Source organism: Nocardia sp. NPDC058519 (genome assembly GCF_042719755.1).
GTDB lineage: Bacteria > Actinomycetota > Actinomycetes > Mycobacteriales > Mycobacteriaceae > Nocardia.
Genome location: NZ_JBHXNK010000038.1, coordinates 1 through 25,771 on the forward strand (window position 1 = coordinate 1; position 25,771 = coordinate 25,771).

Consider the following 25,771-nt stretch of genomic DNA (forward strand, 5'->3'; position numbering starts at 1 on the left):
CGCAGGGACCCCCGAGCCCGACGACGGTACGAGCAGGAAAACCTCAGACCTACCCCACGACGTTGGCGGCGCCACACCCACCACCGGGTGTGGCGCCGCCTTCGTGCGTCTATGGCCCGCTGACGCCGAAGCGCGTGGCCAGGGAAGTTCCCCCACCTTCCCCACCGCTCCCCACACTTCCCCCACGAGGCCACCCGCCCGACGGCGCACCTGCGATGTTTGCTGAACGTTGTCGGAACGAGGGGTTGCCGACCCGCGCGGGTTGCCCGAACACGGGATAACCGCGAATCTCAGTGATAGCTGGGATGACCTGCGGAATTGTGTTGGCGGGGAGCAGGATCACTCAGGGTTTCGATTGAAAGTGGGGGAAAGTGGGGTAATGTGGGTCGCGCACTACAGGAGAGGCCGTACGGCGAGGTGAATCCAGTAGGGAGGTGGCCGGGATGTTCCTCGGTACCTACACCCCCCGGCTGGACGACAAAGGGCGGCTGACGTTGCCTGCGAAGTTTCGAGACGATCTGGCGGGAGGGTTGATGGTCACGAAAGGCCAAGACCACAGCCTGGCCGTGTATCCCAAAGACGAGTTCACCGCGCTCGCGCGGCGAGCGGCGTCGGCGTCCCGAAGCAACCCGCAGGCAAGGGCTTTCGTTCGAGCGCTGGCGGCGGGCACCGACGAGCAACGTCCGGATGCACAGGGCCGGATCACGCTGTCGCCGGACCATCGGCGCTATGCGAACCTCTCGCGGGATTGCGTGGTGATCGGTTCGGTCGACTTCCTCGAAATATGGGATAAGCAGGCGTGGGAGACCTACCTCGAAGAACACGAGGAGGACTACGCGCAAGCCGGAGACGAGTCGCTGGGCGGAATCTTCTGACCCGGAGCACGCGAGTGCTGCGAGGCCTCTGCCCGGGCGTGGACCCTGACGTACTTCCCCGACGCCAGGTGCCTTGCCCCGGTCAGAGACCTCGAAGCATTCACAGCACCAACTCGTTCGACATGCACTTATTCGAAAGCACTGTGTGGCAAGGCGACCCGTCTGCGACGCGAGGCAGTATCCCGGGAGGTCGAGGTGAACCATGACGCCGAGAACCCCCGTCATGTGCCGGTTCTGCTCGAGCGCGCCGACGATCTGCTCGGCCCCGCGCTGAGCGAACCGGGCGCCGTCTACATCGACGCGACCCTCGGATTGGGCGGGCACGCCGAGCATTTCCTGCGTACCTACCCGCAAGCGCGTCTGGTCGGTCTCGACCGCGACACCACCGCGTTGCGGATGGCGGGCGAGCGCCTGGCGCCCTACGCCGACCGGATCACGCTGGTGCACACCCGCTACGACGGGATCCCGGCGGCGCTGGCCGAAGCGGGACTGGACGAAACCGGTTCCGTCTCAGCGATCCTCATGGACCTCGGGGTGTCGTCGATGCAGCTCGACGAGGCCGAGCGCGGCTTCGCCTACTCCGTCGACGCGCCGCTGGACATGCGGATGGACCCCACCACCGGGATCACCGCCGCCGACGTGCTCAACACCTACAGCCACGGCGATCTGGCCCGGGTGCTGAAAACCTATGGCGACGAACGGTTCGCGGGCAAGATCGCCTCGGAGGTGCTGCGCAGGCGGGCGGTCAAGCCGTTCACCACCAGCGCCGAACTCGTCGAGGTGCTCTACGCGACCATTCCGGCCGCGGCGCGCCGCACCGGCGGACATCCGGCCAAGCGCTCGTTCCAGGCGCTGCGGGTGGAGGTCAACGGTGAGCTCGACTCGCTGCGGGCGGCATTACCCGCGGCACTGGATTCACTGCGTGTGGGCGGACGGATCTGCGTCATGTCGTACCAGTCGCTCGAAGACCGGCTGGTCAAACACGAACTCGCGCCACGGATCGTATCCCGGTCGCCGATGGACCTGCCGGTCGAACTGCCCGGCATGGGACCGGAATTCCGGATGCTGACCCGTGGAGCGGAAAAAGCGACCGAGTCCGAGATCGAGGTCAATCCGCGATCCGCGCCGGTGCGGATGCGCGCGGCCGAACGAATCGCGGAGAGGTCAGGGAGGACACAGGAGGGGACACGATGAGCGTGCGGACGAGCACAGTCGCGGTGCCGAGCAAGACGGCCCGGCGCGTCGAGGCGGCCGAACGAGTGAAGTCCGGTGCGGCACAGCGGGCCTATGCCCGCAAGCGCACCAGGGAGCAGCTGCTCGACGGCATCGAACTGCCCGAACCGTCCTCGACGATGGCGGGGCGGATCCCGTTCGTCACCGCGATCATCGGACTGCTCGGCTGCGGCCTCGCCCTGACCCTGTTGCTCACCACCCGCGCCGCCGAGGACAGCTACCAGCTCGGTGACGCCAGGACGGTCAACCGCAAGCTCGCCGACGAGCGGGCCGCGCTGCAGCGCGAGGTCGCCGCCGCCGATTCCGCCCCCGAACTGGCCGCACGCGCACGCGAACTCGGCATGATCCCCGCGAAGGACCCGGCCCGGCTGGTGATCGGTGTCGACGGCGAGGTCACCGTGATCGGCAACCCGACTCCCGCGCAGGGTGCGCCGGTGCCGCCGCTGAACGGCCCGCCGACCACCACGCCGAACAGTCCGGCACCGGGGCATGCCCAGGCGCAGGGCGAGCGTGTGGTGCCGGTCCAGCCGGGTGCGGCCGCGGCGAGCCCCGCCGCGCCCAACGGTGCTCCGGCGAACGTGCTCGCGGCTCCCGTCACCACGACGGCCCCTGCCGTGAATTCGCCCCAAACCCCGGCCCCTGCCCCGGCACCGATCGCTCCGGTTACCGTGCCCGATCGGATCGACGTCGCAGGTCAGGGTGAACCGCTGGCCTCCGCCGACACGCCACCGCCCGCACCGGGTGTCGTCGCCGACCCGGCGATCGCCGCGGATGCGCCGTTACCCGCTCCGGGTGCCGTCGCGCCGGGTCCCGGACTACGAGCGCCGGCGGCCGGATCGCCGAGCGAACAGCCGCAGGTGGTCGAATCGCAAGATGGTCCTCGATGAAGCAGAGCGGGCCCGCGTCGCAGCAGCGGCGCGGGCCGGTCTCGTCGAGGGCCCGCCGCTCCGGCTCGCTCTCGCCGGACCGGCCGATCCGCCTTCGCCTCGGCGTCGGCCGGGTCACCCTGCTGGCCACCCTGGCGGTGGTCGCGTTGCAGCTGCTCTACATCCAGAGCCTCGCCGCCCCGGCGTTGCAGGCCCAGTCGGCGTCGCAGCGCACCAAGAAGGACACCGAGGCCGCGGTACGTGGTCCGATCACCGACCGGCACGGCAACCAGCTCGCGTTCACGCTCACCGTGAAAGCCCTGACTTTCCAGCCGGTTACGGTGCGCAAGCAGCTGGCGGAAGCGAAGAAGCTCAAGCCGAGCGCACCGGACCCGGAGCAGCGGCTCGAGGATATCGCGAAGTTCATCCACGAGAAGGTCGGCGCGGCCCCCGGACTGCCCACCGAGCAGGAACTGCTGGACAAGCTGCGCAGCGACAAACTGTTCCACTACCTGGTCAAGAATGTCGATCCGCGCGTGGCGGCCGAGATCACCGCCAAATTCCCGGAGGTCGGCGCCGAGCGACAGGACCTGCGCGAGTATCCCGGTGGCTCACTGGCATCCAATGTCATCGGCGCGATCGGCGGCGACAAACACGGTCAGATGGGGCTGGAATCGGCACTGGACTCGGTGCTCTCGGGTACCGACGGTTCGCGCACCTACGACCAGGGTTCCGACGGCGCGGTGATCCCCGGCAGCTACCGTGACCTGCAGCCCGCGGTGAACGGCTACGGCGTCGAGCTGACGCTCGACGCGGACCTGCAGTACTACGTGCAGCAGCAGGTGCAACAGGCCAAACAGGTCTCCGGCGCGTCCTCGGCCTCGGCGGTGGTGCTCGACGCCAAGACCGGCCAGGTGCTCGCGATGGCCAACGACGGCACCTTCAATCCCGCACTCGGCCCGAATCATTGGGCCTCGGGCAAGATGGGCAACCCGTCGGTCACCGAACCGTTCGAACCCGGCTCGGTCAACAAGATCGTCACCGCGGCGGCCGCCATCGAATACGGCGTGACCACTCCCGACGAGGTGCTGCAGGTGCCCGGCTCGATCCGCATGTCGGGTGTCACCGTGAACGACGCGTGGCAACACGACGTCGCGCCGTACACGACGACCGGCATCTTCGGAAAGTCTTCCAACGTCGGCACTCTCATGCTCGCCCAGCGCGTGGGTGAGGACCGGTTCGCCGACATGATCAACCGGTTCGGGCTCGGCCAGCGCACCGGCGTCGGCCTGCCCGGCGAGAGCAGCGGCCAGGTACCGGCCCGTGACCAGTGGTCCGGTGGTTCCTTCGCGAATCTGCCCATCGGCCAGGGCCTTTCGATGACAACGCTGCAGATGACCGCGATGTATCAGGCCATCGCCAACGACGGCCTGCGGATCCCGCCGCGCATCGTCAAGGCCAAGGTGGCCCCGAACGGCACCCGCACCGAGGAACTGCAGCCCGACGGCGTGCGCGTGGTGAGCCCGCAGACCGCGCACACCCTGCGCGAGATGTTCCAGGCGACCGTGCAGAAGGACCCGATGGGTGTGCAGATGGGCACCGGCGCACCCGCCTCGATCGAGGGATACCAGGTGGCGGGCAAGACCGGCACCGCGCAGAAGGTCGACCCCGCGTGCCGGTGCTATTCGACCTCGTCGTTCTACAGCACGTTCGCCGGGATGGCCCCCGCCGACAACCCCCGCTACGTGATCGGCATGATGCTCGACGCGCCGGTGCGCAGCTCCGACGGCACCGGCGGCGGGTCGGCCGCGCCCCTGTTCCACAGCATCGCCTCCTGGGCCTTGCAGCGCGATCGGGTGCCGCCCTCGCCCGAGCCCAAGCGATTGGTGCTGGAGGCCTCGTCCTGAGTCCGTCCGTCGGCACATCTCGCGTTGGCCTCGGGCCGTACTGCGGCTTGCCCGCAGCGGCTTCGGATGGTGATCGGACCTTGGCGGGCCGACGGCTACCCTGAAGTGCTGCGCTTTGACGGCTGCGAAATGCCTTCTGAGTCATCACCATCGGTTCGTGGTCCTGAATGGTGGTGCCAGGTCCGGTGACAGTCAACTACCACGGACTTCCGGCCGGAGGTGCCGGAAGTGAGCGCCGCGCCGCTACTCGCTCGATGGTCCAGTATGCCGCAACCCCCACCCCGACTGATCGTCGCTGGCAGGGGCAAATTGTTCAGTAGCGAAATGGGATATTATTGCGAATAAGATCGATGGGGGGCAATACCGAAAATTCGATCAAATCGGGGACTGTCGACTTCGGCTATATGCCAACGTAAATTCGGGTCCACGCCGAAGTGGAAGATCGCTGCTGCGTTACGACTGACTACTGTAATCGAGTAGGCGCAATCCAGACGCTGCTATATGACTGTAGGCAATATCTTTAGAGTTTCGATTCTATTATCATGAAGCTCGACTTCGACGCTATTATTTAGCGTAAACACATCGTCGTTCATGGTTTCATGTCCCGGAGTCTATATTGTTTGGCGGAAATCTCTCTATCGTGCGAGCCGCGATGCAAGAAATGACATTTCTGAATTCAGTGTGCTATGAATGCATGACCAGCCCGGGGTTGAATTTCAAGCCAAGTTCGCTGACGTCGTATCTATCGATTTTTCGGGAGCTTTATGGTGGTTGACCAGGGCAGGAGCCACCCTTGGATTGTGAGGCCCCTGCCCGGTCATGACTCTAGGAACCGGTCCTAAGCGGGGCGGTAGCGAGCCATGTAGTAGTAATCCCAACGTACGGGGACGCAGTCTTGGAACTCGATGTATCTTCCCCCTCCTGCGTTCGCTCTGGCTTCAGCAAGGGCGTTATTGCATGCCGCCATGGAACGAAACGGGCCTTGCTTCTCCCAGGCGCCATTTGACGGCAAGGCATTACTGGATCCGACTGTCAGCAATGTAAAAGCCAGCGCTGTAAACGCGACGATCAACGTCCTGTTCATTTTCCCCTCCAAGTGAACCATTGCACTCCCCCCAAGTGGGAGCGGTTGTTAGTCTAGCTGTGGGCCAGGGAGTTTTCAACCATTTGCAGTTCGGGACGCGTGCTGCTACGCGGACGAATTAGTGCGGGCTCACATCGATGGCCGAGCGCGGGGCGGGGTTGCCTTCGAGGTGAGACGGCAGATGCCAGAAGCTACATCGTGGGCGTGGTGTGTCGTGGGCGGGAGCGCGCGCTTCAACCGCTATCGGTAACCTGACTGATCGACTCATCCGACCCGCTCGAATGACCAGAGGGAGCCCCGTGTCCGCGAAGTCCAACCCGCAGGCGCTCCGGCCGAACACGCCGCCGTTGACGCCGCTGCAGGCCGTGCTGGACCTCGCAGGTGCCACGGTCGTCGTGTCCGTATCAGAGGTGAGCGTCACCGGCATCGAGCAACGATCCAACGCGGTGCGCGCCGGTGACCTGTTCGCCGCGCTACCCGGCGCGAACTCGCACGGCGCCCGATTCGCCGCCGACGCGATCGCGAACGGCGCGGTGGCCGTGTTCACCGATGCCGCGGGCGCCGAGCTGATCGGTGACGTCGCGGTACCCGTGCTGGTGCGCGAGCAGCCCCGCGCGGTACTCGGCGAACTCTCCGCCGAGATCTACGGCCGCCCCAGCGATCGGCTGCGCATCGTCGGCATCACCGGCACCTCGGGCAAGACCACAACCTCGTATCTGGTGGAAGCCGGTCTGGCCGCGGCCGGACTGTCCACCGGGCTGATCGGCACCATCGAGACCCGGATCGGCGGGCAGCGGGTGCCGAGCGCGCTCACCACCCCCGAGGCGCCGCAGCTGCACGCGATGTTCGCCGCGATGGTGGAACAGGGCGTCGACGCGGTCGTGATGGAGGTGTCGAGCCACGCGCTCGCGCTGGGCCGGGTCGACGGTGTGCGGTTCGCGGTCGGCGCGTTCACCAACCTGTCGCAGGACCACCTCGACTTCCACGCCGACTTCGAGGACTACTTCGCCGCGAAACGGCGGCTGTTCGACGCGGATTCGCCGGTCGCCGCGCGCACCGCCGTGATCTGCGTCGACGACGAATGGGGCACCCGCCTCGCCGGTGACCTGGTCGATCCGATCACCGTGTCGACGACCGGCGCGGCCACATGGCAGGTCAGCGGCGACATCAAAACCACCGGCGGCGAACAGGAATTCACCGCCGCCGGACCCGACGGCGAACTGACGGTCGGCCTGCGCCTGCCCGGCCGCTACAACGTCGCCAACGCGCTCCTGGCCGTCGCCACCTGCGCTGCGGCCGGCGTCGATCCCGCCGTCGCGGCCCCGGCGCTCGCCGTCGTCGACGTGCCAGGCCGGATGCAGCGCGTCGAGCGCGGCCAGGATTTCCTCGCCGTCGTCGACTACGCGCACAAGCCCGCCGCCATCGAATCGGTCGTGACGACCCTGCGTGGCCACCTCACCGACGCCGGAGCAGGCAGGCTGGCCGTCGTGCTCGGCGCCGGTGGCGACCGTGACGTGGCCAAACGCCCGCTCATGGGCGCCGCGGCCGCCCACGCCGATCTGCTGATCGTCACCGACGACAACCCACGCACCGAGGACCCGGCGGCCATCAGGTCCGCCGTGGTGGCCGGTGCGCACGAACTCCCGGCCACCGACCGCGGCGAGATCCGCGAGATCGGTGACCGCGCGGCGGCCATCGCCGCCGCACTCGACTGGGCGCGTTCCGGCGACGTAGTGCTCGTCGCGGGTAAGGGCCACGAGGCGGGGCAGGAGATCAAGGGCGTCAAGCATCCCTTCGACGACCGCGAGGTGGTCGCGGCGGCGCTGGATGCCCTGCGGATACGACACAGTCCGCACACGGACTCGGAGGACTTGACGGTTTCATGATCGAGATGACACTGCGGGAGATCGCGGACGTCGTCGGCGGCGAGCTGCACGACGTACCCGACCCCCAGGCACTGGTGACCGGTTCGGTCGAATTCGATTCGCGCCGAATCGGTTCCGGCGATCTGTTCCTCGCCCTGCCCGGCGCGAACTCCGACGGGCACGACTACGCCGCGAAGGCGGTCGCCGCCGGAGCGGTCGCGGTTCTCGCTGCCCGCCCGGTCGGCGTGCCCGCCATTGTCGTGGCACCCAGCCTCGGCGCAGTTCCGGGGACGTCGGTGGCGCTCAGCCACGATGACAGCGTCGGCTCCGGCGCGGCCGTGCTGGCCGCGCTGGCCGAGCTGGCGCGGGTCAGCACCGAGAGGCTGGCCGAGCGCACCGGTCTCACCGTCGTCGGCGTCACCGGGTCCTCCGGCAAGACCTCGACCAAGGATCTGCTGGCCGCCGTGCTGGCGCCGCTGGGTCCGGTCATCGCGCCGCCCGGCTCGTTCAACAGCGAACTCGGCCACCCGTGGACTGCCCTGCGCGCCGGTCTGGACACCAAGTTTCTCGCGCTCGAACTGTCGGCTCGCGGTGTCGGCCACATCGCCGCCGCGGCCCGCATCGCGCCGCCCCGGATCGGCGTCGTACTCAATGTGGGCACCGCCCACCTCGGGGAATTCGGTAGCCGCGAGGCGATCGCGCAAGCCAAGGGCGAGCTCGTCGAAGCACTGCCCGCCGAAGGGCTGGCCGTGCTCAACGCCGACGATCCGAACGTCTCGGCCATGGCATCGCGCACCAAGGCGCGCGTGGTGAAGGTCGGCCTGTCCGGCGACGCCGACATCCGCGCCACCGACGTGATCACCGACGACCAGGCCCGCGCCCACTTCACCCTGCACGTCGCGGGCGAGTCGATCCCGATCCAGCTCGCGGTGCACGGCGAGCACCAGGTCGGCAACGCCCTGGCCGCCGCGGCCGTCGCCCTCGAATGTGGTGCCGATCTGGCGACCGTCGCCCAGGCGCTGTCCGGTGCCACCGCGGCATCCGTGCGCCGGATGGATGTGACGACCACCCCCGCGGGCGTCACCGTTATCAACGACTCCTACAACGCCAACCCCGACTCGGTGCGCGCGGCGCTCAAAGCGCTGGTCACCCTCGCGAAGTCGAGCTCCGAACCCCGGCGCAGCTGGGCGGTGCTCGGCGAAATGGGCGAACTCGGTGACACCTCGGTGATCGAACACGACGCGATCGGACGCCTGGCCGTGCGCCTCGATGTCGACCGGTTGATCGTGGTCGGCACCGGACGACCCTCCCACGGTATGCACCAGGGAGCGGTGATGGAAGGCTCATGGGGCGAGGAATCGATCCTCGTTCCCGATATCGACGCGGCGATCGCGCTGCTCGACGACGAGATCGCCGCAGGCGATGTGGTACTGGTCAAGGCGTCGAAGGCGGTGGGCCTGTGGGCCGTCGCCGAGCACCTGACCGGGGCAGCGGAAGGTAATACAGCTCGATGAGGCAAATTCTGTTCGCGGCGGGGATCGCACTGGCGGTGTCGATCCTGTTGACGCCGTTACTGATCAGGGTCTTCGCCAAACAGGGCTTCGGCCAGGAGATCCGGGTCGACGGCCCGGCCAGTCACCAGGCCAAGCGTGGCACCCCGACCATGGGTGGTGTCGCGATCCTGATCGGCATGTGGGCGGGCTATCTCGGCTCGCACCTGATCGGTATCGGCTACGACGCGGAAGGTCCGACGGCGTCGGGTCTGCTCGTGCTCGGGCTCACCACCGCGCTCGGCATCGTCGGTTTCCTCGACGACTTCATCAAGCTGCGCAAGCAGCGCAATCTCGGACTCTCGGCCGCGGGCAAGTACATCGGGCAGACCGCCGCGGCGGTCATCTTCGCTGTTCTGGCCCTGCAGTTCCGCAGCCCCGACGGGCTGACTCCGGCCAGCAAGCACCTCTCATACGTGCGCGACTGGAGCACGGTGTCGATGGGTGCAGTCATCTTTGTGATCTGGGTGCTGTTCCTGGTCGTCGCCTGGTCGAATGCGGTGAACCTGACCGACGGGCTCGACGGGCTCGCCGCCGGATCGATGAGCATGCTCCTCGGTGCCTACGTGATCATCACATTCTGGCAGTACGACAAGTCATGCTCCACCAACCCAGGTCCGGGGTGCTACGACGTGCGAGACCCTCTTGACCTGGCGTTGGTCTGCGCTGCGGCGGCCGCCGCGTGCATCGGGTTCCTCTGGTGGAATGCTGCGCCCGCGCGGATCTTCATGGGCGACACCGGTTCGCTGGCGCTCGGCGGCCTGATCGCCGGGCTGTCGATCACCACCCGCACCGAGCTGCTGATGGCCGTGATCGGCGCGCTGTTCGTCGCCGAGGCGGCGTCGGTGATGCTGCAGGTGGCGGTGTACCGCACCACGCGCAATCGGTTGTTCAAGATGGCGCCGTTCCACCATCACTTCGAGTTGAGTAAGTGGGCCGAAACCACGGTGATCATCCGGTTCTGGATTTTGGCGGGCATCTCCGCCGCGGTGGGCCTCGGCCTGTTCTACAGCGAATATCTGTCACAGGTCGGGTGAGTAGAGACATGGTCGAACACTCTCCCCGCGCCCTGCGTTCCCCGGGCCCGATGCTCGAATTCCTGCGTGGCCGCGACGTTCTCGTCGCCGGTTGGGGCGTCTCCGGGCGCTCGCTGATCGAACCGCTGCGCGATATCGGCGCCCACCCCGTCGTCACCGACAACGGTGCCAAGGCACTCGCCGAGGCCGCCGAACTCGGCCTCGAGATCGCCCCGAGCGTCGAACTCGAAAGCGCCGACCTGAGCCGGTTCGCGCTGGTGATCACCAGTCCCGGCTGGCGGCCGGATTCGCCGGTGCTGGTCTCCGCGGTCACCGAGGGCGTGCCCGTCTGGGGCGACGTCGAATTCGCCTGGTGGGTCGATCAGGCCCGCATCTACGGGCCGGTCCGCAAGTGGCTGGTGATCACCGGCACCAACGGCAAGACCACCACCACCCAGATGACGCACTCGATCCTGCGTGCCGCCGGCATCTCCAGCGTGGCCTGCGGCAATATCGGCCTGCCGATCCTGGACGCACTGCGCCGCAACCCCGGGCCGCAGGTCCTCGCCGTCGAGCTGTCCTCGTTCCAGCTGCACTGGGCGCCGTCGGTGCGACCCGAGGCCGGTGTCGTGCTCAATGTCGCCGAGGATCACCTGGATTGGCACGGCGGCCTCGATGCCTACGCCGCCGCGAAGGCGCGTGCGCTGACCGGTCGGGTCGGCGTCGTCGGCCTCGACGATCCGGTCGCGGGCGCACTGGCCCGCAAGGCCAAGGCTCGCCGCACGGTCGGCTTCCGCATCGGCGTCCCCGCCGACGGTGAGCTGGGTGTCGTCGACGGCAAGCTGCTCGACCGCGCCTTCACCAAGGCCGCGATCCTCGCCGAGACCAGCGACATCAGCCCGCAGGGCCCCGCAGGCATCGCCGACGCGCTGGCCGCGTCCGCGCTGACCAGGGCCATCGATGTGGCACCGCAGTTCGTCAAGGAAGGCCTCGCCGAGCACAAGGTGGGTCCGCACCGCACCGCGTTCGTCCGCGAACTGGGCGGTGTCGACTTCATCGACGACTCCAAGGCCACCAACCCGCACGCCGCGCGCGCCGCGATCATGGCGCACCCGCACGTGGTGTGGGTGGCGGGCGGTCTGCTCAAGGGCGCCGGTGTCGATGATCTGATCGAAGAGATCGGTGACCGGCTGGTCGGCGCGGTGCTGTTCGGGGCCGACGCGCCGGTGATCGCCGCCGCGATGGCGCGACACGCACCCGAAGTCCCGGTCATCGAGCTGGACGCGGGAGACGATGCAGACATGGAGTCGTCGAGATCCCAGCGAGCCGAGGCGGTCATGGGCCGCGCGGTGCGCGCCGCGGCGGGCCTGGCTCGTGCCGGAGACACCGTTCTGCTCGCGCCCGCGGCTGCTTCCCTGGATATGTACGACGACTACACCCATCGCGGACGCTGTTTCGTGGATGCGGTGACGGCACTGGAAGATGGTGACATCGGGCGGGCGCTATGACGAAGGCGCGCCCGGCCGACCCGTCACAGCCCAAAAGGGGGCAGCGTGGGTAAGAGCCGGGGCAGCGTGGACAGCAGCCGGGTCGGTAGCCAGGGCAGCACGGGTACCACCCGGCGGGGTTCGGGGCAGCCGAATTGGGCGGGGGAGCGCTTCGGTGCGTGGTTGGCCCGGCCGCTGGCGTCGTTTCATCTGATCGTCACCATCGCGACCCTGCTCACCGTGCTCGGTCTGGTGATGGTGCTGTCGGCGTCGAGCGTCGAGGCCTATGCCGGTGGTGGTTCGGCCTACGCGCTGTTCATCCAGCAGGCCATGTTCGCCGCGCTCGGGGCGATCGGCTTCTATGTGGCGTTGCGGCTGCCGCTGCGGCTGTTGCGGCAGTGGTCGTTCCCGATCTTCAGCATCTCGGTGCTCGCGCTGGTGCTGGTGCTCATCCCCGGCATCGGTTCGATGCACGGTGGCGCGCGGCGCTGGTTCGATATCGGCCCGCTGTCCATCCAGCCGTCCGAAGTGGTCAAGGTGACCCTGGTGGTGTGGGGCGCGCACCTGCTCGCCTCGCGGCGCGGCGCGGCGCTCAAGGACATCCTGGTGCCGCTGGTGCCCGCCGGACTGCTGGTGTGCCTGCTGGTGGTGCTCGAACCGAACCTGTCGACCACCATCGCGCTCGGCATCGTGCTGATGGCGCTGCTGTGGTTCGGCGGGCTGCCGGTGCGGTTGTTCGTCGGCATCATGGTGACGGGCATCGTCGCCGCGTCGGTGCTCGCGCTGTCGGCCGGATACCGCTCCGACCGGGTGCGCGCGTTCTTCAACCCCGGTGACGACCCGCAGGGCGCCAACTATCAAGCGCGTCAGGCCAAGTACTCCCTCGCCGACGGCGGCATCTGGGGCCGCGGCCTCGGGCAGAGCCGCGCGAAGTGGAGCTACCTGCCCAACTCGCACAACGACTTCATCTTCGCCATCATCGGCGAGGAGCTCGGCTTCCTCGGCTGCATGCTGGTGCTGGCGCTGCTCGCCCTGTTCGTCTACGCGGGCATTCGCATCGCGCTGCGTTCGGTGGACCCGTTCCTGCGCCTGCTCACCGCCACCGCCACCACCTGGATCACCGCACAGGCGCTGATCAATATCGGCTATGTCGTCGGGCTGTTGCCGGTGACCGGTCTGCAGTTGCCGTTGGTCTCGGCCGGTGGTTCGTCGCTGGCGATCACGCTGTTCATGTTCGGCATCATCGCCAGCGCCGCCCGGCACGAACCGGAGGCGGTATCGGCGCTGAAGGCAGGCCAGGACGGCAGGCTCAGCAGGCTCCTTCGGCTGCCGGTGCCCGAGGTGTACACCCCGCCCGCGCCCCGAAAAGTCGCGCCGCGTCCCCGAACCGAACGCCCACGTCAGGCCCCACGTCGCCAGCCGCCCGCCGATCGCAGGCGACGTGCGCCGGAAAGCCGCGGCACGAGTTCGCTACGGTCGACAAGGGCATGGGAGCCGACCTACCCGATGCCACACCGCCCGGTGAAACGCCGGACCGGCGGAGGCGGCGGAGCATGATCACGCATGCCTTCGCGAGATCGATTCGATACGACAGAGAACGAGGTAGATCCAGGTGAGTAACCCGCGATCCGGGTTGTCGGTGATCGTCGCAGGCGGAGGAACCGCAGGCCACATCGAACCCGCGCTGGCTGTCGCCGACGCGCTGCGCAGACTCGACGACTCGATCCGGGTGACCGCCTTGGGTACCGAGCGTGGACTCGAGACGAAACTGGTGCCCGAACGCGGGTACCCCCTCGAGCTGATCCCGCCGGTGCCGTTGCCGCGCAAGCCCTCCGCCGACCTGCTGCGGCTGCCCGGCCGGGTGCTCGCCTCGGTCAAGGCGACCAGGGTGGTGATCGACGACGTGCAGGCCGACGTGATCATCGGCTTCGGTGGTTACGTCGCACTGCCCGCGTACCTCGCCGCTCGCGGCGGGGTGTTCGGCCGCAAGCGCAAGGTGCCGGTGATCGTGCACGAGGCCAACGCGAAGGCCGGTATCGCCAACAAGGTCGGCGCGAAACTCGCCGCCAAAGTGCTCGCCGCCGTTCCGGACTCGGGACTGGCGGGCGCGCAGGTCGTCGGTATTCCGGTCCGCGCCTCCATCACCGAACTCGACCGTCCCGCACTGCGGGCACAGGCTCGCGCGCATTTCGGTCTGCCCGCCGAGGGACCGGTGCTGCTGGTGTTCGGTGGTTCGCAGGGTGCGCGCAGCCTCAACGAGGCCGTTTCCGGTGCCGCACCGCAACTCGCGGCCGCTGGCGTCTCGGTGCTGCACGCGCACGGCCCGAAGAACAGCGTCGAGGTGAGCACCGCCGACGCGCCCGCGCCGTATGTGGCGGTGCCCTACCTGTCGCGGATGGACTTGGCCTACGCCGCCGCCGACGCGGTGGTGTGCCGATCCGGTGCGATGACCGTGGCCGAGGTGTCGGCGGTCGGACTGCCCGCCTTCTACGTGCCGCTGCCGCACGGCAACGGCGAACAGGAATTCAACGCCCGACCGGTGGTCGCGCAAGGTGGTGGCACAATTGTGGCCGACGCCGAGCTGACCCCGAAATACGTGATCGATGAGGTGATTCCGCTGCTGCTCGACCCCGCTCGACTCGCGCAGATGAGCCGCGCCGCCGCAGGCGCAGGCCATCGCGATGCTGCCGACACGGTGGCCAGGATCGTCACCGAGGTCGCCCGATGAGCGAGCGGGAACAGGAGATCGGGGAGTCCACCGGCGCGGCCCTGCCACCCGAACTCGAACGCGTGCACATGGTCGGCATCGGCGGTGCGGGCATGTCCGGTATCGCGCGCATCCTGCTCTCGCGCGGCGGCAAGGTCTCCGGTTCCGATGCCCGCGAGAGCCGCGGTGTGCTGTCGCTGCGGGCCCGCGGCGCCGAGGTGCGCATCGGCCACGCCGCCGACGCACTCGACCTGCTGCCCGGCGGCCCGACGGTCGTCGTCACCACCTACGCGGCCATCCCGAAGACCAATCCGGAACTGGTCGAAGCGAATCGGCGCGACATCCCCGTGCTGATGCGCCCGACCGTGCTCGCCGCGCTGATGCGCGGGCACAAGACCCTGCTGGTCTCGGGCACGCACGGCAAGACCTCGACCACCTCGATGCTGATCGTCACGCTGCAGCACTGCGGCGCCGATCCGTCGTTCGCGGTGGGCGGTGAGCTCAACGAGGCGGGCACCAACGCCCACCACGGCAGCGGTGACATCTTCGTCGCCGAGGCCGACGAGTCCGACGGCTCACTGCTGCAATACGACCCCGACGTCGCCGTGGTCACCAATATCGAATCCGACCACCTCGACTACTTCGGCACCGACGAGGCCTACATCCAGGTCTTCGACGACTTCGCCGACCGGCTCGCCCCCGGCGGTCTGCTGGTGGTGTGCCTCGACGATCCCGGTTCGCTCGCGCTGGCCCAGCGGGTCGCACCGCGCATGTCCGAGCGCGGGATCTCGGTCCTCGGCTACGGATCGGGCGATCTCACCGATGCCCCCGTGCCCGTCGGCGCGCGGCTGCTCGACTGGCAACCGCGTGACGTCGGCGGCATCGTCGAGTTCCTGCTCGACGGCGAAACCACCGCGCGTTCGTTGCGACTGTCGGTACCGGGCAGGCACATGGCGCTCAACGCGCTGGCGGCGCTGCTGGCCGCCCGCGCCACCGGCGCCGATATCGACGAGATCGTGCAGGGCCTGGAGGGATTCGGCGGCGTGCATCGCCGGTTCCAGTTCACCGGCCGGGAAAACGGTGTGCGCGTCTTCGACGATTACGCCCACCACCCCACCGAGGTCCGCGCCGTGCTCGAGGCCGCCGCGCAGCTCGTCGCCCAGGAGGCGCGCGACGGCGCCCGCCTCCAGCGCGGCCGGGTGATCGTGGTGTTCCAGCCGCATCTGTACAGCCGCACCGCCACTTTCGCCACGGAGTTCGGCACCGCGCTGAGCCTGGCCGACGAGGTGGTCGTACTCGATGTCTACGGCGCCCGTGAAGATCCGCTGCCCGGCGTCAACGGCGCGCTGGTCGCCCAGTCGGTGACCGAACCCGTGCACTACCAGCCGGATATGTCCAAGGTCGGCAAGCAGGTCGCCGGGCTCGCGGGCGACGGTGACGTGGTGATCACCATGGGCGCAGGCGATGTCACCATGCTCGGCAGCCAGATCCTCGACGGCCTGCGGGCCAGGCCGCAGCAGGGCGGCCGGTGAGGTTGCCGATGCCCGCCGCACGCGGGTGGCACGGCTACCGCCTCTGGACGGTGGTCGGGGTGGTCGTGGTGAGCCTGCTGGTGGCAGTGGCCTGGTTCACCCCGGCGCTGTCGGTGCGCACCGTGCGCATCGACGGCCTGTCGGCGGTGCCGGAAACCGATGTGCGCGAGCGGCTCGAAATTCCGAACGGCCGCTCTATGTTACGGATCGATACCACCGCGATCGCCCAGCGCGTGGCCGCGATCCCGAAGGTTCGCTCGGTCCGGGTGCAGCGTAAATTCCCCTCGACAGTGCTGGTCACCGTCGTGGAGCGAACACCGGTGGTGTACTTCGAGGCACCGGACGGCGCCCACCTGATCGACGCCGAGAGCGTCGAATTCGCGATCGAGCCCGAACTGCCCATCGGGGTGCCGAAACTGCTCACCGAGGGCTCGTTCACCGGGCCCGCCGCGGCCAGGGCGGCGGTGGATGTGCTGGTCACCCTGCCGCCCGCCTTGTCGGTGCAGGTGGGTGAGGTTGTCGCACGGTCGATTTCGGACGTCTCGCTGAGCCTGCGCGATGGCAGGAAGGTAGTGTGGGGCGGCACGGGCGACGGCGAGCGCAAAGCTGCCGTCGTGTTGCCGCTACTGACCCGTGAGGGGACCGTGTTCGACGTTTCGAGTCCGAATCTGGTCACGGTAAAGTGAGCGACATTCTTTGTGGCACAAGATTCTGGCTCTCATCACGGCGCGCCTGCGCCGGGATCGCAGTGGCTGCGAATAGCGTTCCGCAGCAGTCGGATACTTGACATAACGCCAACCCTATGGTTGAGGTTGAGGGTTTAAGATCGAAGGAAGGCGAGAGCCCATGACGCCCCCGCACAACTACCTTGCAGTGATCAAGGTCGTCGGTATCGGCGGCGGCGGCGTGAACGCCGTCAACCGAATGATCGAACAGGGACTCAAGGGAGTCGAGTTCATCGCGGTCAATACCGACGCGCAAGCCCTGCTGATGAGCGATGCCGACGTCAAGCTCGATGTCGGCCGCGAACTCACCCGCGGACTCGGAGCCGGAGCCGATCCGGAAGTCGGTCGCAAGGCCGCCGAGGACCACAAGGACGAGATCGAAGAGGTGCTCAAGGGCGCCGACATGGTCTTCGTCACGGCAGGCGAGGGTGGTGGCACCGGTACCGGTGGCGCTCCCGTCGTCGCCAGCATCGCCCGCAAGTTGGGGGCCCTGACTATAGGGGTCGTCACCCGGCCGTTCTCCTTCGAAGGAAAACGGCGCGGGAACCAGGCCGAAGTAGGGATCAACCTGCTTCGCGAGTCGTGCGACACCCTCATCGTCATTCCGAACGACCGGCTGCTGCAGCTGGGCGACGCGGCGGTGAGTCTGATGGACGCCTTCCGCTCCGCGGATGAGGTGCTGCTCAACGGTGTTCAGGGTATTACCGACCTGATCACCACCCCCGGTTTGATCAACGTCGACTTCGCCGACGTCAAGAGCGTGATGTCGGGTGCCGGATCGGCACTCATGGGCATCGGCTCGGCGCGTGGCGAGGGTCGTTCGGTGAAGGCGGCCGAGACAGCGATCAACTCGCCGCTGCTCGAGGCCTCCATGGACGGCGCGCACGGCGTGCTGCTCTCGATCGCGGGCGGTTCCGATCTGGGGCTGTTCGAGATCAACGAGGCGGCCTCGCTGGTGCAAGAGGCGGCCCACATCGAGGCCAACATCATCTTCGGTACGGTCATCGACGATTCGCTCGGCGACGAGGTGCGCGTCACCGTCATCGCCGCGGGTTTCGACGGTGGCGGCCCGTCGCGGCGCAATTCCGAGTCCAGCGCGGCCACGACGAGCCGGACCGGGGCGAACCCGATCGGTTCCGGCCGCGCCGGCGAGATCGGCCAGGGACGCACGTCCGACGCGCCCTCGCGTCCCATCGAGCCCGCTACGGCCGGGGTGTCCAGTAGCCGGGCCGCGGCGCCGAACTACCGCGATACCGAGCGGTACCGGGAGTCGGAGCGTCAGCGGGTCACCGAGGCGGCCATGAACCGCGTCAACAACCCGGAAGTTCGCGAAGGCGACGATGACGACGAGATCAACGTCCCGGACTTCATGCGCCGATAAAGCATTCGCCCGTGCGACAGCGCCCGAACTCCCTTCGAGTTCGGGCGCTGTCGCGTTGCCGGGAAGTGGTGCGAAACGAGGCCGTCCGGGGCCATGCGATGGTTCGCACCCGGGTTGCCGACGTCACCCCGCGCGGTGACCGCGCGACCCTGTGACCGCACTACGCTCGAACTATGACTTCCGCACCGCCTACCGTGACCGTTCGCCGGGTGACCACCACCCGCGCCGGTGGCTTCTCCGCCGCGCCCTACGACTCGTTCAACCTGGGTGACCACGTCGGTGACGATCCGGAGGCTGTGCGCCGTAACAGGATCCGGCTGGCAGAAGGCATCGGCCTCGCTCCCGACCGGCTGGTGTGGATGGAGCAGGTGCACGGGCGCACTGTCGAGATCGTCGACGGGCCGCGCGCCGAACCGGTGCCGGTGACCGACGCGCTGGTCACGACCGTGCCGGGACTGGCGCTGGTGGTGCTCACCGCCGACTGCGTGCCGATCCTGCTCTCGGATGACGAGGCGGGCGTCATCGCCGCCGTCCACGCGGGCCGCATCGGCGCCCGGATCGGCATAGTGCCGCGAGTTCTCGACGCGATGGTCTCGGCAGGCGCCCGCATCGACCGCATCGGTGCCTTCCTCGGCCCCGCCGCCTCGGGTCGCCAGTACGAGGTCCCCGCCGCCATGCGCGCCGACGTGGAAGCCCACCTGCCCGGCAGCGCGACCACCACGGTCCGCAAGACCCCCGGTCTCGACCTGCGGGCGGGCATCCGCCGACAGCTCACCGAGGCGGGCGTCGGCGGAATCGCCGTTGACCCACGCTGCACCATCGAGGACAAAACCCTGTTCAGTCACCGCCGTGGCGCACCCACCGGCCGCATCGCGGGCGTGATCTGGATGGACCCCGCCGCATGACGGCGGACACGGTCCGCACCGCGGAACTCTCGGCCCGTCTCGACGGTCTCCTGGCACGCATCGACGCCGCCGTCGAATCCGCGGGTCGCCCGGCGGGTTCGGTCAGCCTGCTCCCGGTGACGAAGTTCTTCCCCGCCACCGACGTCGCCATCCTGCACGCCCTCGGCCGGCGCGAATTCGGCGAGTCCCGCGAACAGGAAGCCTCCGCGAAGGTCGATCAGCTCGCCTACGACGACGTCGAATGGCACATGATCGGCCGTTTACAACGCAACAAGGCACGCGCGGTAGCGCGGTGGGCGCACACCGTGGCCTCGGTCGACAGCGAACGCCTGGCAAACGCTCTCGACCGTGCCGCGCAGGACGCACTGGCAGCCGACGAGCGTATCGCGCCGCTGCGGGTCCTGTTGCAGGTGAGCCTGGACACCGACCCCGGACGCGGGGGTGTCGCACCGGCCGATCTGCTCGCCCTCGCCGACCTGGTAGCGAAGGCGCCCGGCCTGCATCTGGCCGGTCTGATGGCGATTCCGCCCCTTGACGCCCCCAGTGATGTGTCGTTTGCGAATCTTGCGACATTGCACACTTCGCTGCTGGGGCAACACGCCGAAGCCACCGAACTTTCTGCAGGTATGTCGGGTGATTTGGAGATTGCGGTCGAACACGGTTCGACGTGTGTGCGTGTCGGAACCGCCTTGATGGGCGCCCGGCCGATAACCTCGGCGTAGCAAAGAAACCTCATCAGTCACATTCGACACATACGATTGGGCTGAAGAGGCGCTGAGCAAGAACTTCAACACCCGGCCGCCACCGGGGCCGAAGGAAGGTCGACCAGATGAGTACCCTGCATAAGTTCAAGGCGTACTTCGGCATGGTTCCGCTCGATGAGTACGAAGACGACTACGTCGACGATCATGCCCCTCGCGGCGCCGAGGAGCGCGCGGGCCGCGCCCGTCCGCGCAGCTACGACCGTTACGCCGACGACCGTTACGGCTCCGACCGTTTCGAGGACGAGGCCGACGACTTCCCCCAGCCGGCCTACAAGTCGGCCTACCAGGCGCGTCGTGACGACTATGTCGCCGACACCTACGCCGACGATCGCTACGAGACGCCACGTCGCCCCACCAGGATCGAAACGGCGCCGTCGTCGGGCCGGTCCTTCCGGGCAGGCGGTGTCGCACCCGGTATGCGCGGCTCCACTCGTGGTGCGCTCGCGGTCGATCCCGACGCCGAGGAGCGCAGGCTGGAGGAGCGCATGCGCCCCGAGCCCGCGCCCGCACGGCGTCCTGGGATCTTCGAGGACGGAGGTCCCTTGTCCAAGATCACCACGCTGCGTCCGCGCGACTACAGCGAGGCCAGGATCATCGGTGAACGGTTCCGTGAAGGGAATCCCGTCATCATGGACCTGGTCGACCTGAGCAATGCCGATGCCAAAAGGCTGGTCGATTTCGCGGCCGGACTCGCTTTCGCGCTGCGTGGCTCGTTCGACAAGGTGGCGACGAAGGTGTTCCTGCTCTCACCGGCCGATGTCGACGTATCAGCGGAAGAACGCCGCCGCATCGCCGAAAACGGCTTCTACAACCAGAAATAGGGAACACACACCCGATACCGAGATGGCCGCCCGCGCACTGCGCGGCGCGGCCATTTTGCACCTTGCCGGTTTTGCGGCAGAGTGAAGCCGTGGCCCTGTTCGCGGTTCTGTACCTCGTGCTTTTCATCTTCTGGCTGTTGCTCATCAGTCGGGTGATCGTCGAGTTCATTCGCAGTTTCGCGCGCGACTGGCGCCCGACCGGTGTGGTGGTGATCGTCCTGGAGGTGATCTTCACCGTTACCGACCCCCCGGTGAAACTTCTGAGGCGGTTGATACCTCCTGTGAATCTTGGGGGGATTCGTCTCGATCTTTCGATAATGGTCCTGCTCTTCCTCGTCTTCATCCTGATGTCGATCGTGGGTAGGCTCGGTCAGCCCGTGACCTCCGTGTGACACAATGAATCGAGAAGACCGCTTGCTAGTTCTCCAAAAGACGCGTGAAGGGATCCTTCGATGCCGCTGACTCCTGCCGATGTGCACAACGTCGCGTTCAGCAAACCGCCGATCGGTAAGCGCGGCTACAACGAGGACGAGGTCGATGCCTTCCTGGATCTCGTCGAACAGGAGCTTTCGCGCCTGATCGAGGAGAACGCCGACCTGCGTCAGCGGGTCGCCGAACTCGACACCGAGCTGGCCGACGCCAAGAAGAACCGCGGGCCCGCCCCGGTCAGCGCGCCGAAGGCGCCCGTGCAGCAGGCGCCTCCCCCAGTGCCAGAACCTATTCCGCAGCCCGTGCCCGTCGCGCCGCCCGCCCCGATGCCCGTCGCGGCGCCGGTGCAGAACAACGGCCCGGACGCGAACATGCAGGCCGCGAAGGTGCTCACCCTGGCGCAGGAGATGGCCGACCGCCTCACCACCGACGCCAAGACCGAGGCCGAGGGTCTGCTCTCGAACGCGCGAGCAAACTCCGAGCGACTGGTCGGCGACGCCCGCACCCGTTCGGAAGCGATGATCGCCGACGCGCGTCAGAAGTCCGACGCGATGCTGGCCGACGCGCAGAACCGTTCCGATACCCAGATCCGGCAGGCCAAGGACAAGGCGGAGGCGCTCACCGCCGACGCCGAGCGTCAGCACGCCGAGATCATGGCCACGATCACCCAGCAGCGCACGGTGCTGGAAAGCCGTATCGAGCAGCTGAAGACCTTCGAGCGCGAGTACCGCGTGCGCCTGAAGTCCTACCTGGAATCGCAGCTGGAAGAGCTCGAGAACCGTGGGTCGGCCGTGCCGGTCGACGGCGGCGAGTTCGCGGGCGAAACCAACGGTTCGGCCAACAGTCTGGCTCCCGCTTCCTTCGCCAAGGGCGGCAAGTAAACTGGTTCCCGAGTCGCGCGGCGCAGCGCGTCGCGTGATTCGGGAATGCCCAGTTATCGTCGGGCTGCTCGGTTGGCTTGGGAGTCGCCATGCTCGTCTTGACGCTTGTTCTCGCGGCGATCGGCTTCGGACTGCTCGTCGCGGCGCTCGCCACCGGTTCGGTGGTGTGGGCGTGGGGGTGCATTCTGATCTGTGTTGTCGGTGCCGCGAGTTTGCTCGTGAGCGCACTGGCCACCCCGAAACCCGAGAGCGAGCAGGTCCCACCCGGCCGACACGCCCGGCGGAACTGAGCGGGCGCGGAATATCGACTGGACGCCCCCGGTTAGAATCGAACTACACATGGCACCGATCCGGCCATCACCGGGGAGCCTTCGGAAGAACGGCGCGTGAGCGCTCAGTAGAACCGAACGGGTGAGCCCGTCACAGCTCACACAACGAGAGGCTCGTGCCGCTCCCGGCGAGGGGGAGCGCGAGCAAACGGGGTGGTACCGCGGTACGGCGCACCGGCGCCGACATCGTCCCCGTGCCCACATCTCGCGCCCACGGCGCGGCGGCACGAGGAGCAATCCGCGATGGCGGACGAGACAACTACCGGTAGCGCATACCCCCGAGTCGACTTCGGCGCGGGTTCGGGCGCGACGTTCCCGGAGCTCGAAACCCAGGTGCTCGACTACTGGGCCCGCGACGACACCTTCCGCGCCAGCATCGACAACCGTGACGGTGACGAGTTCGTCTTCTACGACGGCCCGCCCTTCGCCAACGGCCTGCCGCACTACGGGCACCTGCTGACCGGCTACGTCAAGGACCTGATCCCGCGCTTCCAGACCATGCGTGGCAAGAAGGTCGACCGCCGCTTCGGCTGGGACACCCACGGCCTGCCCGCCGAGATCGAAGCCGAGAAGCAGCTCGGCATCACCGACAAGGCCCAGATCGACGAGATGGGGCTGGCCGAGTTCAACGCCGCCTGTAAGTCGTCGGTGCTGCGCTACACCGGTGAGTGGCGCGACTACGTCACCCGCCAGGCCCGCTGGGTCGACTTCGACAACGACTACAAGACCCTCGACCTCGACTTCATGGAGTCGGTCATGTGGGCGTTCAAGTCGCTGCACGAGAAGGGCCTGATCTACCAGGGCTTCCGCGTGCTGCCCTACAGCTGGTACGAGCAGACGCCGCTGTCGAACCAGGAGACCCGCCTCGACGACGCGTACAAGATGCGTCAGGACCCCGCGGTCACCGTCGACATGCCACTGAGCGTTCCGGCCGAGCACCCGTTCGCCGCACTGGACGGCGCGAACGCGCTGATCTGGACCACCACGCCGTGGACCCTGCCGTCCAACCTCGCGATCGCGGTGCACCCCGACGTGCGCTACGTGCACGTGCGCGGCGCCGACGACAAGCGCTATCTGCTTGCCGCCGAACGCGTTTCGCACTACAGCCGCGAACTCGGCGAGGAGCCGACGGTGCTCGGCGAGTACGACGGTGCCGCATTGTCCGACCTGTCCTACGCCCCGCCGTTCGACTTCTTCGTCGGGCACCCGAACGCGCACCGCGTGCTCACCGCCGACTACGTCACCACCGACTCCGGCACCGGAATCGTCCACCTCGCACCGGCTTTCGGTGAAGAGGACATGGATGTCGCGACGGCCAACGGCATCGAGATCGTCCAGCCACTCGATCCGGCGGGCAAGTTCACCTCGATGGTGCCGCCGTACGAGGGCATGATGGTCTTCGACGCCAACCCGGTGATCATCAAGGATCTCAAGGCCGCCGGAAAGCTGTTGCGGCACGAGACGATCGAGCACTCCTACCCGCACAGCTGGCGCTCCGGTCAGCCGCTGATCTACATGGCCGTGCCGTCGTGGTTCGTCGCGGTCACCAAGTTCCGCGACCGGATGGTCGAGCTCAACCAGCAGATCAGCTGGGTGCCCGAGCACATCCGCGACGGCCAGTTCGGCAAGTGGCTCGAAGGCGCGCGCGACTGGAACATCAGCCGGAACCGCTACTGGGGCAGCCCGATCCCGGTGTGGGTCTCCGACGACCCGGCCTACCCGCGCGTGGACGTCTACGGATCGCTCGACGAGCTGGAAGCCGACTTCGGCGTGCGGCCCACCGACCTGCACCGCCCGTATATCGACGACCTGACCCGGCCCAATCCCGATGACCAGACCGGGAACTCGACCATGCGCCGGGTTCCCGAGGTGCTCGACTGCTGGTTCGAGTCGGGCTCGATGCCCTACGCCCAGGTGCACTACCCGTTCGAGAACAAGGAGTGGTTCGACAGCCACTTCCCCGGCGATTTCATCGTCGAGTACAACGGGCAGACCCGCGGCTGGTTCTACACGCTGCACGTGCTCTCGACCGCGCTGTTCGACTCACCGTCGTTCAAAACCGTTGCCGCGCACGGCATCGTGCTCGGTGACGACGGCCTGAAGATGTCGAAGTCGAAGGGCAACTACCCCGACGTCAACGAGGTCTTCGACCGCGACGGCTCCGACGCCATGCGCTGGTTCCTGATGAGCTCGCCCATCCTGCGTGGTGGCAACCTCATCGTCACCGAGCGCGGCATCCGCGAAGGCGTGAGCCATGCGATGCGGCCGCTGTGGAACGCGTGGACGTTCCTGCAGCTCTACGCCTCGAAGCCCGGCGTATGGCGCACGGATTCGCCGAACGTGCTCGACCGCTACATCCTGGCCAAGCTCGCGGTGACCCGCGACGTGGTCACCGAGGCGCTGGAGACCTACGACATCGCCGGTGCCGCCGACGAGCTGCGTGGGTTCGCCGACGCGCTCACCAATTGGTATGTGCGCCGGTCGCGTTCGCGGTTCTGGTCCGAGGACCGCGACGCGGTCGACACCCTGCACACGGTGCTGGAAGTGGTTACCCGCTTGGCCGCGCCGCTGCTGCCGCTGATCACCGAGGTCATCTGGCGTGGGCTCACCGGCGAGCGTTCGGTGCACCTCACCGACTGGCCCTCGGAGACCGAGCTGCCGCACGATCCCGAACTCGTCGCCGCGATGGACGAGGTGCGGGTCGTGTGCTCCACCGTGCTGAGTCTGCGCAAGGCGCAGAACCTGCGGGTGCGGCTGCCGCTGGCCGAGGTCACCATCGCCGCGGCGGATGCCGAGCGGCTCACGCCGTTCACCGAGCTGATCGCCGACGAGGTCAACGTCAAGAAGGTCGACCTGACCACCGACGTCTCCGCGCACGGCCGGTTCGAGCTGGTCGTCAACGCGCGTGCCGCCGGTCCGCGCATCGGCAAGCAGGTCCAGACGGTGATCAAGGCCGTGAAGGCGGGGGAGTGGAGCGAATCCGCCGACGGTGTCGTCACCGCCGCCGGGATCACCCTGCTGCCCGAGGAGTACACCCAACGCCTGGTGGCCGCCGAGCCCGAGTCCACCGCCGCCCTGCCCGGCAATGCCGGCCTGGTGGTGCTGAACTCGGTGGTCACCGAGGAGCTGGAGGCCGAGGGCTGGGCCCGTGACCTGATCCGCGACCTGCAGGAAACCCGCAAGTCGCAGGGCCTGGACGTGTCCGACCGGATCAGTGTGGTCCTGGATGTGCCCGCCGAGCGGGCGGAGTGGGCCGCGACCCACCGTGACCTGATCGCCGGGGAAATCCTCGCCACCGCACTGACTTTCGGTGACGCGGGTGCCGATGCCGCCGAGATCACCGGCGGCGTCAAGGTTTCGGTCGCCAAGGTCTGAGTTCTTTGCAGCTGAGAAAGGTCCGGGCGTTCAGAGCCC

The 25,771-nt window shown here is 67.8% G+C and carries 20 protein-coding genes; all 20 read left to right on the forward strand.

All coding sequences use genetic code 11. From position 1 onward, the window contains the following. Positions 1–443: 443 nt before the first annotated feature. Complete coding sequence (gene mraZ, locus ACFWPK_RS30060; RefSeq protein WP_056816815.1) at positions 444–875, forward strand: division/cell wall cluster transcriptional repressor MraZ; 432 nt, start codon at positions 444–446, stop codon at positions 873–875. A gap of 195 nt (positions 876–1,070) precedes the next feature. Further along, on the forward strand, positions 1,071–2,069 hold the full coding sequence (gene rsmH, locus ACFWPK_RS30065) for a 16S rRNA (cytosine(1402)-N(4))-methyltransferase RsmH (protein ID WP_378921492.1): 999 nt from the start codon (positions 1,071–1,073) through the stop codon (positions 2,067–2,069). Continuing rightward, positions 2,066–2,995, forward strand: coding sequence for a hypothetical protein (locus ACFWPK_RS30070; RefSeq protein WP_378921494.1), 930 nt, complete (start codon positions 2,066–2,068; stop codon positions 2,993–2,995). Before rsmH ends, ACFWPK_RS30070 begins: the two co-directional genes overlap by 4 nt. Next, positions 2,992–4,881 carry a peptidoglycan D,D-transpeptidase FtsI family protein gene (locus tag ACFWPK_RS30075; RefSeq protein ID WP_378921496.1) on the forward strand — a complete coding sequence of 630 codons (1,890 nt, stop codon included), beginning with the start codon at positions 2,992–2,994 and terminating at the stop codon, positions 4,879–4,881. Before ACFWPK_RS30070 ends, ACFWPK_RS30075 begins: the two co-directional genes overlap by 4 nt. A 1,365-nt stretch (positions 4,882–6,246) precedes the next feature. Continuing rightward, positions 6,247–7,851, forward strand: coding sequence for a UDP-N-acetylmuramoyl-L-alanyl-D-glutamate--2,6-diaminopimelate ligase (locus tag ACFWPK_RS30080; protein ID WP_378921498.1), 1,605 nt, complete (start codon positions 6,247–6,249; stop codon positions 7,849–7,851). Next, positions 7,848–9,344, forward strand: coding sequence for a UDP-N-acetylmuramoyl-tripeptide--D-alanyl-D-alanine ligase (gene murF / locus ACFWPK_RS30085; protein ID WP_378921500.1), 1,497 nt, complete (start codon positions 7,848–7,850; stop codon positions 9,342–9,344). The genes ACFWPK_RS30080 and murF overlap by 4 nt, the downstream gene beginning before the upstream one ends. Further along, a complete protein-coding gene (mraY, locus tag ACFWPK_RS30090; protein WP_378921502.1) occupies positions 9,341–10,417 on the forward strand; it encodes a phospho-N-acetylmuramoyl-pentapeptide-transferase in 1,077 nt (358 codons plus the stop codon). Before murF ends, mraY begins: the two co-directional genes overlap by 4 nt. A 50-nt stretch (positions 10,418–10,467) precedes the next feature. Next, positions 10,468–11,904 carry a UDP-N-acetylmuramoyl-L-alanine--D-glutamate ligase gene (gene murD / locus ACFWPK_RS30095; protein WP_378921582.1) on the forward strand — a complete coding sequence of 479 codons (1,437 nt, stop codon included), beginning with the start codon at positions 10,468–10,470 and terminating at the stop codon, positions 11,902–11,904. Between the two features lie 162 nt (positions 11,905–12,066). Then, entirely contained in the window at positions 12,067–13,440 is a 1,374-nt protein-coding gene (gene ftsW, locus ACFWPK_RS30100; RefSeq protein ID WP_378921584.1) for a putative lipid II flippase FtsW, read from the forward strand. 55 nt (positions 13,441–13,495) lie between these two features. After that, entirely contained in the window at positions 13,496–14,611 is a 1,116-nt protein-coding gene (murG, locus tag ACFWPK_RS30105; RefSeq protein ID WP_378921504.1) for an undecaprenyldiphospho-muramoylpentapeptide beta-N-acetylglucosaminyltransferase, read from the forward strand. Continuing rightward, the gene (gene murC / locus ACFWPK_RS30110) at positions 14,608–16,122 is read left to right on the forward strand and encodes a UDP-N-acetylmuramate--L-alanine ligase (protein WP_378921506.1); all 1,515 of its coding nucleotides are present in this window, start codon (positions 14,608–14,610) and stop codon (positions 16,120–16,122) included. Before murG ends, murC begins: the two co-directional genes overlap by 4 nt. Before the next feature lie 8 nt (positions 16,123–16,130). Next, positions 16,131–16,808: a cell division protein FtsQ/DivIB gene (locus ACFWPK_RS30115; RefSeq protein ID WP_378921508.1), complete on the forward strand. Its 678-nt coding sequence runs from the start codon at positions 16,131–16,133 to the stop codon at positions 16,806–16,808. Positions 16,809–16,968: 160 nt separating this feature from the next. Then, complete coding sequence (gene ftsZ / locus ACFWPK_RS30120) at positions 16,969–18,228, forward strand: cell division protein FtsZ (RefSeq protein ID WP_378921510.1); 1,260 nt, start codon at positions 16,969–16,971, stop codon at positions 18,226–18,228. 173 nt (positions 18,229–18,401) lie between these two features. After that, positions 18,402–19,133 (forward strand): peptidoglycan editing factor PgeF, encoded by a 732-nt coding sequence (pgeF, locus tag ACFWPK_RS30125; RefSeq protein ID WP_378921512.1) that lies wholly within the window; start codon positions 18,402–18,404, stop codon positions 19,131–19,133. Next, positions 19,130–19,855: a YggS family pyridoxal phosphate-dependent enzyme gene (locus ACFWPK_RS30130; RefSeq protein ID WP_378921514.1), complete on the forward strand. Its 726-nt coding sequence runs from the start codon at positions 19,130–19,132 to the stop codon at positions 19,853–19,855. The genes pgeF and ACFWPK_RS30130 overlap by 4 nt, the downstream gene beginning before the upstream one ends. A gap of 107 nt (positions 19,856–19,962) precedes the next feature. Then, on the forward strand, positions 19,963–20,718 hold the full coding sequence (locus tag ACFWPK_RS30135; protein ID WP_378921516.1) for a cell division protein SepF: 756 nt from the start codon (positions 19,963–19,965) through the stop codon (positions 20,716–20,718). Between the two features lie 89 nt (positions 20,719–20,807). Further along, complete coding sequence (locus ACFWPK_RS30140) at positions 20,808–21,110, forward strand: YggT family protein (RefSeq protein WP_056816435.1); 303 nt, start codon at positions 20,808–20,810, stop codon at positions 21,108–21,110. 60 nt (positions 21,111–21,170) lie between these two features. After that, positions 21,171–22,028, forward strand: coding sequence for a DivIVA domain-containing protein (locus ACFWPK_RS30145; protein ID WP_378921518.1), 858 nt, complete (start codon positions 21,171–21,173; stop codon positions 22,026–22,028). A gap of 89 nt (positions 22,029–22,117) precedes the next feature. Then, positions 22,118–22,318: a hypothetical protein gene (locus tag ACFWPK_RS30150; RefSeq protein ID WP_378921520.1), complete on the forward strand. Its 201-nt coding sequence runs from the start codon at positions 22,118–22,120 to the stop codon at positions 22,316–22,318. A gap of 282 nt (positions 22,319–22,600) precedes the next feature. Beyond that, entirely contained in the window at positions 22,601–25,732 is a 3,132-nt protein-coding gene (gene ileS / locus ACFWPK_RS30155; protein ID WP_378921522.1) for an isoleucine--tRNA ligase, read from the forward strand. The last annotated feature ends 39 nt before the right edge of the window (positions 25,733–25,771 follow it).

Excerpts from the sequence above, each read along its gene's own strand:
- mraZ (WP_056816815.1), top strand. The coding sequence starts at position 444 with ATGTTCCTCGGTACCTACACCCCCCGGCTGGACGACAAAGGGCGGCTG.
- ACFWPK_RS30070 (WP_378921494.1), top strand. The coding sequence starts at position 2,066 with ATGAGCGTGCGGACGAGCACAGTCGCGGTGCCGAGCAAGACGGCCCGG.
- ACFWPK_RS30075 (WP_378921496.1), top strand. The coding sequence starts at position 2,992 with ATGAAGCAGAGCGGGCCCGCGTCGCAGCAGCGGCGCGGGCCGGTCTCG.
- ACFWPK_RS30080 (WP_378921498.1), top strand. The coding sequence starts at position 6,247 with ATGACCAGAGGGAGCCCCGTGTCCGCGAAGTCCAACCCGCAGGCGCTC.
- murF (WP_378921500.1), top strand. The coding sequence starts at position 7,848 with ATGATCGAGATGACACTGCGGGAGATCGCGGACGTCGTCGGCGGCGAG.
- mraY (WP_378921502.1), top strand. The coding sequence starts at position 9,341 with ATGAGGCAAATTCTGTTCGCGGCGGGGATCGCACTGGCGGTGTCGATC.
- murD (WP_378921582.1), top strand. The coding sequence starts at position 10,468 with ATGCTCGAATTCCTGCGTGGCCGCGACGTTCTCGTCGCCGGTTGGGGC.
- murC (WP_378921506.1), top strand. The coding sequence starts at position 14,608 with ATGAGCGAGCGGGAACAGGAGATCGGGGAGTCCACCGGCGCGGCCCTG.
- ACFWPK_RS30115 (WP_378921508.1), top strand. The coding sequence starts at position 16,131 with ATGCCCGCCGCACGCGGGTGGCACGGCTACCGCCTCTGGACGGTGGTC.
- ftsZ (WP_378921510.1), top strand. The coding sequence starts at position 16,969 with ATGACGCCCCCGCACAACTACCTTGCAGTGATCAAGGTCGTCGGTATC.
- pgeF (WP_378921512.1), top strand. The coding sequence starts at position 18,402 with ATGACTTCCGCACCGCCTACCGTGACCGTTCGCCGGGTGACCACCACC.
- ACFWPK_RS30130 (WP_378921514.1), top strand. The coding sequence starts at position 19,130 with ATGACGGCGGACACGGTCCGCACCGCGGAACTCTCGGCCCGTCTCGAC.
- ACFWPK_RS30135 (WP_378921516.1), top strand. The coding sequence starts at position 19,963 with ATGAGTACCCTGCATAAGTTCAAGGCGTACTTCGGCATGGTTCCGCTC.
- ACFWPK_RS30145 (WP_378921518.1), top strand. The coding sequence starts at position 21,171 with ATGCCGCTGACTCCTGCCGATGTGCACAACGTCGCGTTCAGCAAACCG.
- ACFWPK_RS30150 (WP_378921520.1), top strand. The coding sequence starts at position 22,118 with ATGCTCGTCTTGACGCTTGTTCTCGCGGCGATCGGCTTCGGACTGCTC.
- ileS (WP_378921522.1), top strand. The coding sequence starts at position 22,601 with ATGGCGGACGAGACAACTACCGGTAGCGCATACCCCCGAGTCGACTTC.